Source organism: Mesorhizobium sp. CNPSo 4670, assembly GCF_057784235.1.
Genome location: NZ_JBWJFQ010000013.1, coordinates 184,100 through 192,145, shown reverse-complemented (window position 1 = coordinate 192,145; position 8,046 = coordinate 184,100). Strand labels below are relative to the sequence as shown.

Genomic DNA, 8,046 nt, shown 5'->3' with positions numbered 1-8,046 from the left:
GTTGTTCGGGCCCTGGGCCTGGAGCACGTTGTCGAGCAGCGTCACCGTATAGGCGCCGGTGGCCGGATCGGTCACATGCACCGTGAACAGATCGCCGCGCGGGCCCGTCGCCGTCAGCGTGTCGGTGCCGGCGTTCCAGCTGTAGGTGACATTCTCCTGGCCGACCGTCCCGTTGGTGCCGTTCAGCGTCGCGAACGAGAAGCCGTTGGAACCGGCGCCGTCGCCGCCGACGCTGCCGCCCAGCGTGCCGTTGTAGACCGCCTCGCTGGCGCTCAGCGGAACCTCGCCCGCATTGGCGTTGATGTCGCCTGTCGTGCTCGCCGCATTGCCGCCGGCAAGGCCGTCGTCGTCAACCGCCGCCGCGGCCGTGCCGGTCGTCGGAACGTTGGCGTCCGTCACCGCAAAGCTGATGCCGGCCGTCGCCGTGTCGCCGTCCCCGTCCGTCACCGTGTAGGTCGCCGAAGCCGCACCCGCGCCAATGACCGGATTGTCGGCGGTGAACGAGTAGTGGCCGTCAGCCATGACCTTGATCGAGCCGTCGCCGATGTCGATCGCCTGCGAGTAGCCGTCTTGGCCGAACACCAGAGCCGTGGCGCCGATATGCGTCACTGTCGCGCCGTCGGCGCCAGCAACGAAGTCCAGCGTGCCGGTCACCGTCGTGCCCTCGGCGACATTCTGCGAGGCCTCGGTCGTGGCCGTCGGCACATCGTCGACGATGTTGACCGACAGCGTGCCGTTGACGCTCTGCGCGTCCTGGTCGGTGAGCGTGACAGTGAAGTTCTCGAACAGGCTGTTGGTGCCCTGGACGGCGGGATGCGCCTCATTGTCGAGGAGCGTGTAGGTGTAGCTCACCTGACCGGTCGCGGTGTCGTACGCCGTCACCGTCAACGTGTTGCCCAGCGCCGTCGTGAACGAGCCAGCCGTGAACACGCCATTGGTGATGAAATTGTGGCCGTCGATCGCCAGCGAGGCGATGCCGTCGGGCGAGGAAATGGCGAAGGTGCCGCCTTGTGTGGTGCTTTCCTTGGCAGTGTCGGAGCCGTCCGACTCACCGGATCCACGGTTGGCCAGCAGGTCATTTTCGTTGACGATGACGTCGCCGCCACCGGCCGCCGGCGTTAGGTCGCTGATCGTCGGTGTCGAATTGCCGATCGAGATCGTCAACGTCGTGTGCGACAGGTCTCCGTCGCCATCCTTGATCGTATAGGTGAACACGTCGTGGACGCCGCCAGGCGTGCCGGCATCGCGCACATAGGTGTAGGAGCCGTCCGCCTGCAGCGTCAGCGTGCCATAGGCGCCATGGATCGGCGTGTTCAGTGTGACCCCGCTGTCCAGATCGGCATTGGTCGTGCCGGCGGCAACGCCCGCAACCTTCGCGTCATCGGCGCCCTTGGTGTCGGCGCCTGCCGCATTGCCGTCGCTGCCAGCGCCGCTGATCACATTGCCGCCTATCGGCGCGTGCGAACCCGCCGCCACCGCGTCGGTGTCGGCAACTGCCGTCGGTGCGTCATCGATGATGTTGATGACCAGATTGCCGCCCGGGGCCGGATTGCCATTTGCATCCGTCACCGCGACCGGGAAGCTCACATTGGTGGCGTTGCCAGAGGTGTTGTCGAGAAGCGTGTAGGTGTAGTGGATGGTGCCGATGCCGGTCGCCGCATCGAAGACATAGCTCGCCGTTAGCGAGCCGGTCCCATCGGTGAAGGTCTGAGCCACACCGCTCAGCACATGGCCGTCGAGCGAAACCACCGACACGCCGTCAGGCGAGGTGAAGCCGATGTTGCCCGAGGTCGTCTCCGACGACGCGGACGCGTCCGAGCCGGCAGGCTCGCCGCCACGCGCCGGGAGGCCGGCCTCGTTGACTGTTGCCGATCCGATGAGGTCGATCGAGGGGGTGGAGTCTTCCTTTTCCGCAACGCCAATCGTCAGCTCGCGCCGGTCCAGCAACCCGAACTGCAGGTCTGTCGGGGGCAACAGGGCCGAAAGGCCGAACCCGTCACCGATGCCGCCGGGGGGGATTTCGAAATTCCCGCCTGCACTGGGTGGCGAACCGCCGGGGCCGGCCGACATGGAACCGTCGGCGCCGAAGGCAACGTCGACATGGCTTGCCTCGAGCGCGGCCAGCAACGCAACGCGCGGCACCTCGACGTCGCCAATGACGAAGGTCGGCACGTTCAAGGCGCCGTCCTTGATCACGATCACCGAGCCGTCGGCCTGCTGGAGCACAAGGTTGTGGCCGTCGACCTTGATGTTGTCGATGGAAACGTTGGACGGAAGTTTCACGATGTTGCTGGCGTCAGCCACATATTCATGGGGTGCCGTCGCTGCGGGTGCGTTCGCTGTCGCCGGCGCTTCCGGCCTGACGGGCGCTCCGCCAACATCGACCGGCACCGGTTCGGCCGCTGCCGGCGCGGGCTGCTGGGTCGAAGTTGCTTGGGCGACCAGGATTTCTCCCGGCGATGCCTGACCATTGTGTTCGCTGGACGCGGAATGTTCGTTCAAGGAACCCGAAGAACTGTCCAACTCATTATTGGTGATCATTGCTGAAACCCCTCCGACATTTCCCGGCAAGAGACATTGGCCACTTCTGCTTTGCAACTGCCCCGCAATCTATTTCATATACTCCGATATGCTTGCCACAGCATTTTTTACACGTTGGTAAACCTCGAACATATAACCTGATATATGCCGGCTTCTGCGTAGCTCGCTCGGCGGAGGCTTGACCCGGTCTCTTGGTAAATAGAAGTATAAAAACGAATAAAATTTTAGGTAAAATAGACAAAGCCACTTGCCGTAAAGTTATCTACCTTCATTTCCAATAATTTGAGACAAGATTGGTAGCGTCCACAGTCAAAGGTGGGCGTTATGAAAAAAGAAAAATCAGTCCTGGGAAAAACCGGGCTCAAGGTGCTCCTGCTGGCAATCGGCCTTGTCGGCCTGGCAGGACCTTCATTCGCAAATGCCGTTTCCGGGGAGGCTGCCGCTACCGGCACGCCTCTGGAAAGGGTCCTGACGCCGCCCTATCTCGGCGGTGTTTCGCTGGCGAGGCCGCAGCCCTGGCAGCCTGCGGCTCCTTACCGGATCAGCATGGTTTTCGGCAGCTACGGGCCGGCATTTGCTGATCGCGGGGATGGCTCGTCGACGGCGCGCGCTGATGCCGGGATAGATCCGGTGCAGACGGCATCGATCATTCCCGGCGTATTCGGATCGGTTGCCTTGTCCATGCGCAATTTCCCCGTCTCGGCTCGTTGGGCACCCGTCTACCAGGCAATCACCAGCTGCTCGGCAGGCAGCGCCTGCGAGCGCAAGAGTGCAGCCTTTGCCAGCATGGTCTCCGCTGCCCAGGCCAAGGGGTTCAGCGAGAAACTATCCTTCGTCAACAGCAGCGTAAATCACCTGATTGCCTACCGGAAAGACAGCGTCGTCTACGGCAAACTCGACTATTGGGCAAAGCCATCGGAAATTCTCGAACGGCGAGCCGGCGACTGCGAGGATTTTGCCATCCTCAAGATGACGGCTCTGCTAAGGGCCGGCATTCCAACGCAAAGCATGGCGCTCGTTGTTCTCCAGGACCGCAAGCGAGGCTTCTTTCACGCGGTGCTGTCGGTGAGCACAGGCAGCGGCACCTTCATTCTCGACAGCCTCAGCAACACCGTCGTACGCGACAGCGATCTTCCCGACTACGTTCCGCTCTATTCGTTCAGCACGGACCGGGCCTGGATCCACGGCTCGAAACCGGGCGCAGCCCAGATGGCTGAGATCAAGGGCGGCTTCGCGACCGTTGCGCCCGGCGAAGGCGTTCAGCCATAGATTTTCCGGCAAGATCACATGTCGCCAAAAGTGATTTTGGGACAACGGTTTGCATGAAAACTAGATCGTGAGCGCATCGGCTGAATCCGGGTCAACGTGACGCGCCTCAGCCGCCGAAGACGAACGCCATCAACAATTCCGGCTCGACCACCGGGGCCCGCACGACATTCAATTGACCCCGGTATCGACGTTCACCGGCGCCGATGACAAAGCCCGTAGCCACCGGCGCTTGGCCATTGGCGTCGAGCCGCGCGAATATGTCGGCGACATTGAGGTCCAGCGCCAGCTTGAGGTCATGGCGCGCATCGTCGTTTGGAGCTATCGGCAATTGACGCTTGACCAGTTGCTGGAACGGCGCGTTGAACGTCAGGATCTTCTTCGACGATGCCAAGGCAAAGGCTGGCGACGGGCAGGCGACCACTATGGCGTTGATGGTGTTGATCGACGCAAGCCTTCGCAAGGTTAGGTTTTCTTCCCCCAAACCACGCATACAGGCCACCCTGATCGCAGATGTCAGGTTGCCTGTCTGTGCCTGGCTTTCGGCGATCTCATCGATGAGCATGCCGATCGTGCACTTCCTGCTTTCGGCCATCTGCTTCAGCGAGACCCAGAAAGCCCGTTCCAAACGGATGCCGCGTCGTACGCCGCCGCGTGCCACAACCCGAAATTCCAGCCCAAAATCCTCAGCCGTGACAGGAGGCAGCAGCCGCTCGTGACCCGGAAGAGGAGAGCTGGCGCTACCGCTCACTCATCGCCTCCTGACGTGCCTTGTTGATCGGCTTCAACAGATAATTCAGGATCGTCTTGCGCCCGGTCTTGATGTCGACGGAACATATCATGCCCGGGATGATCGAATAGGCCTTGCCGTCTCTTTCGAGTGTCGATTTGTCCGTGGACACGCGCACTTGGTAGTAGGGCTCGCCTGTCTTCTGGTCGACCAGACTGTCGGCTGTGATATTGGAGACCTTGCCTTCGATGCCCCCGAAGATCGAGAAATCGTAGGCGGTGACTTTGATAAGCGCGTCCTGGTCCGGCCGGATGAAGGCAACATCTCGCGGTGAAACCCGCGCCTCGACCAGAAGGGTCTCGGAGGTCGGGACGATGCCGGCCACGACCGCGCCAGGCTGGACGAAGGCGCCGACCGTGTTCAGCTCCAGCGTGTTGACAATCCCATCCACCGGAGACCGGATATCCGTGCGCGCGACCTTGTCGGTGGCGCCACGTATGGTCTCATCCACCACCGAGAGATCGGCCAGCGCCTCGGTCAGGTCGCTCAGAGCTTCCTGCTGCAACTGCAGGCCGAGCTCGTCGACCTGAAGCTGGGCTTCCGTGATAGCCCCCTTGGTTTTCTTGATGGTTTCACCGGCAAGGTTCAACTGCCCTTGCAGTTCGGTATGCTCACGCTCGACGCGGATCTGCTCAGTCCTCGCCATCAGCCCCTTCTTGACCATGGAATCGACCAGCTCCTTTTCCTGGTCGCTAACGGCCAGGTTCTTGGTGAGGCGATCGAGATTGGCGGTGGCTTCGTCCAATTCATTCTGGCGCTGATCGAGGCGCGACTTGAGAACCGACAGCTTGACTTCGAAGTTTTCGCGGCGCGCGACGAGCAGCTTCTGCTCGTTTTCGCAGATTTCCGGCGCTGCCTTCTGGATCTCGGGCGGACAGGGAAATGCGCCTTCGAGATTGCCGCTCTGCTCGAACTGGAGCCGCGCAATGCGCGCCTGCAGGGCTCGCGCCTTGGCCTGCTGCTCACCAAGGCTGGAGGTGTTGAGCGTGTTGTCGAGGCGGATGATGAGATCATTCTTCTTCACGACCTGGCCAATCGTCACTGCGATTTCCTGGACGACACCGGCTTCACTCGCCTGAATGATCTGGGTCTTGGAAGCGGGTATCACCTTGCCGTCTCCCCGCGCGATCTCATCGACTTCGGCAAAGGCTGCCCAGGCGACAAATACAACGAAAAGCGCTCCTATGATGAATATGGACGCCGACGCAAAGAGCGGCGGCCGATCTTCCCTGGCAAGCATTTCCTACGCCCCAACGCATTGGATGCATTCAATTTGTTCGATCAAGCGCTTGTTTTCTGCAACGCCTGTATAACCTGGTCCTTCGGTCCGTCAGCAACGATCTTGCCCTGCTCGATAACGATCAGGCGATCGGCCAGTTCAAGCATGCTGAAGCGATGTGTGGACACGATCAGCGTTGTGTCGCGGTCAAAGGCGACCTTGAGCTGCTTTATCAATTGGCGTTCCGATGCGAGATCCATCGAGCCCGATGGTTCATCCAGGAAGACGATCTTCGGCTTGGTCAGCAGCAGGCGTGCGATCGCCACTGTCTGCCTCTGGCCGCCTGAAAGATTGGTGCCACGCTCGCCGACATTCATGTCGTAACCACGCGGATGGCGTGAGACGAAATCGTCGACGCCAGCCGCCTTTGCCGCTTCGATGATTTGCTCATCGGTAGCCTCCGGGCATGCCATCAGGAGATTTTCCTTGATCGTGCCCGAGAACAGATCGCCGGCCTGCGCAACGATGCCGACAGCGGCCCGAACCTCTGACGGGTGATACTGGCGAATATCGATCCCATCCAGCAGCAGCTCACCGGAGGTTGGCAGGAACAGCCTGCCGACCAGCCGACCCATCGTCGTCTTTCCCGATCCTATGCGACCGATGATGCCGATCCGCTCGCCCGGCTTCACCGTGAAATTCAGACCGGTCAAAACCTCGTTTTCCGAACCGGGATAGACAAACCCGACATTCCTGAACGCCATCGCCCCGTTGCGAATGGGGCGGTTGACGAAACCCACCGTGTCCGGCCGGTCCTCCGGCTGATCCATGATCGAGTTCACCATCCTCAACGAGAGCATAGCCTGGCGAAATCGGGACAGCGTGATGGCGATCTGGCCGAGCGGCGCCACCGCCCTGCTCGCCAGCATGACCGTTCCTATGATTGCTCCTGTCGAAACATGCCCTTCCGAGAAGGCGTAAGCGCCGGCCACCACCAGAGCGACGGTCACCAGCTGTTGTATCGACTGGGTTATGTTGCCTGCCGCCGCCGAGAGCTGCTTGATCTTCTCGGACGTGTTGGCGGCGTTCTTGGAGTGCTCTCCCCATTTTCGCAGCAGATACGCCTCGGCGCGCAGCGATTTGATCGTCTCCAGCGTGGAGATGGATTCGACCAGCAGGGCCTGGCGTTGCGAAGCTTCGTTCATCGAGGCGGCGACGCGCTTGCCGATGCGGCGCTGGGTAATCAAGCCGACGATGACGGACATCACAAAGGCCAGCGCCGGTATGATCACCAGCCAGCCGCCTATCGCATAGATGACGAGAAGAAAGACGAAGACGAATGCCGTGTCGATGAACACGCTGATGGTGTTCGAGGTGAAGAACTCTCTGACGAACTCATATTGCGTGACCCGGTTTGCGTATTCGCCGGTCGAGCCGGGACGCGCCGACAGTGACGAGTTCAGCACTTTTTCGAACAGAAGATACGATATCCGAATATCCGCCTTGCGCCCGGCATAGTCGATGAGGGAGGCCCTGGCCGTCTTCAGAAGCAGATCGAACAGGATGACGGCACCGATGCCGATGGCCAGAACCCACAGTGTGGATATTGCCTTGTTCGGCAGGATCCTATCGTAGACGTTCATCGTGAAGATGGGTGAGGCGATGGCCAGAACATTGATGAATATCGCTGCAAGGACGACTTTCGAATAGGTGCGCCAGAAGGCGCCCATCGTCCCCGTCAGCCAATGGCGCCTTTCGATCTTCTGCGCCGAGCCGACCTTCATCGCCTCGGTGGCATTGGCGTAGGTGATCGAGAAGGACGCGCCGCCGCTGATATAGCTAGCAGCCAGCTCGGATCTGCTGATCGAGGTGCGGCCGTCCTCCTGGGGCGCGGTCAGGTATTCGCCGGGTTCAATCTCCGCGAGCAGGGCAACAGGCAGTTGACTGGCGCGAAACAGAATGGCGGGCAGATCGACGCGTCCGCGCAGGAAATCGCGATGACTGACATCCTTGACCTCGAGGCCGATGCGCTCGGCAAGATGCCGAATATCCTCTACCTCAATTCGCGTCTCTGAAATCGGCACCCCGGCAAACAGCACTGTCTCGGCGCTCGGCCTGCCAAGATAGCCGGCGACCGCTGAAAAGCAGGCTTTGAATGCCTCCTTGGGGGAGAAGATGTTGGGTTGCTGGTTCACGATATGCCCGTAAGGACCCTCGCTGGACCCTGCAC

General features: G+C 60.9%; 5 protein-coding genes. 1 reads left to right on the top strand and 4 read right to left on the bottom strand.

The annotated features are described in order from the left end of the window. On the bottom strand, positions 1 to 2,502 hold a 2,502-nt coding region (locus AC0ZT5_RS21850; protein WP_488498121.1), incomplete at its 3' end, for a beta strand repeat-containing protein. Positions 2,503 to 2,865: 363 nt separating this feature from the next. On the opposite strand from AC0ZT5_RS21850, the gene AC0ZT5_RS21845 reads away from it, so the two are divergent. Beyond that, positions 2,866 to 3,810, top strand: a complete 945-nt coding sequence (locus AC0ZT5_RS21845) for a transglutaminase-like cysteine peptidase (RefSeq protein WP_488498120.1) — start codon at positions 2,866 to 2,868, stop codon at positions 3,808 to 3,810. A gap of 106 nt (positions 3,811 to 3,916) precedes the next feature. On the opposite strand, the gene AC0ZT5_RS21840 is transcribed toward AC0ZT5_RS21845, so the two are convergent. From AC0ZT5_RS21840 to AC0ZT5_RS21830, 3 genes are read right to left on the bottom strand one after another with little or no spacing between them, the layout of a single operon-like run. Continuing rightward, positions 3,917 to 4,558 carry a ribbon-helix-helix domain-containing protein gene (locus tag AC0ZT5_RS21840; protein ID WP_488498119.1) on the bottom strand — a complete coding sequence of 214 codons (642 nt, stop codon included), beginning with the start codon at positions 4,556 to 4,558 and terminating at the stop codon, positions 3,917 to 3,919. Further along, positions 4,548 to 5,837 (bottom strand): HlyD family type I secretion periplasmic adaptor subunit, encoded by a 1,290-nt coding sequence (locus AC0ZT5_RS21835; RefSeq protein WP_477228084.1) that lies wholly within the window; start codon positions 5,835 to 5,837, stop codon positions 4,548 to 4,550. Before AC0ZT5_RS21835 ends, AC0ZT5_RS21840 begins: the two co-directional genes overlap by 11 nt. 41 nt (positions 5,838 to 5,878) lie before the next feature. After that, positions 5,879 to 8,011 (bottom strand): type I secretion system permease/ATPase, encoded by a 2,133-nt coding sequence (locus AC0ZT5_RS21830; RefSeq protein WP_488498118.1) that lies wholly within the window; start codon positions 8,009 to 8,011, stop codon positions 5,879 to 5,881. Positions 8,012 to 8,046 lie beyond the last annotated feature (35 nt).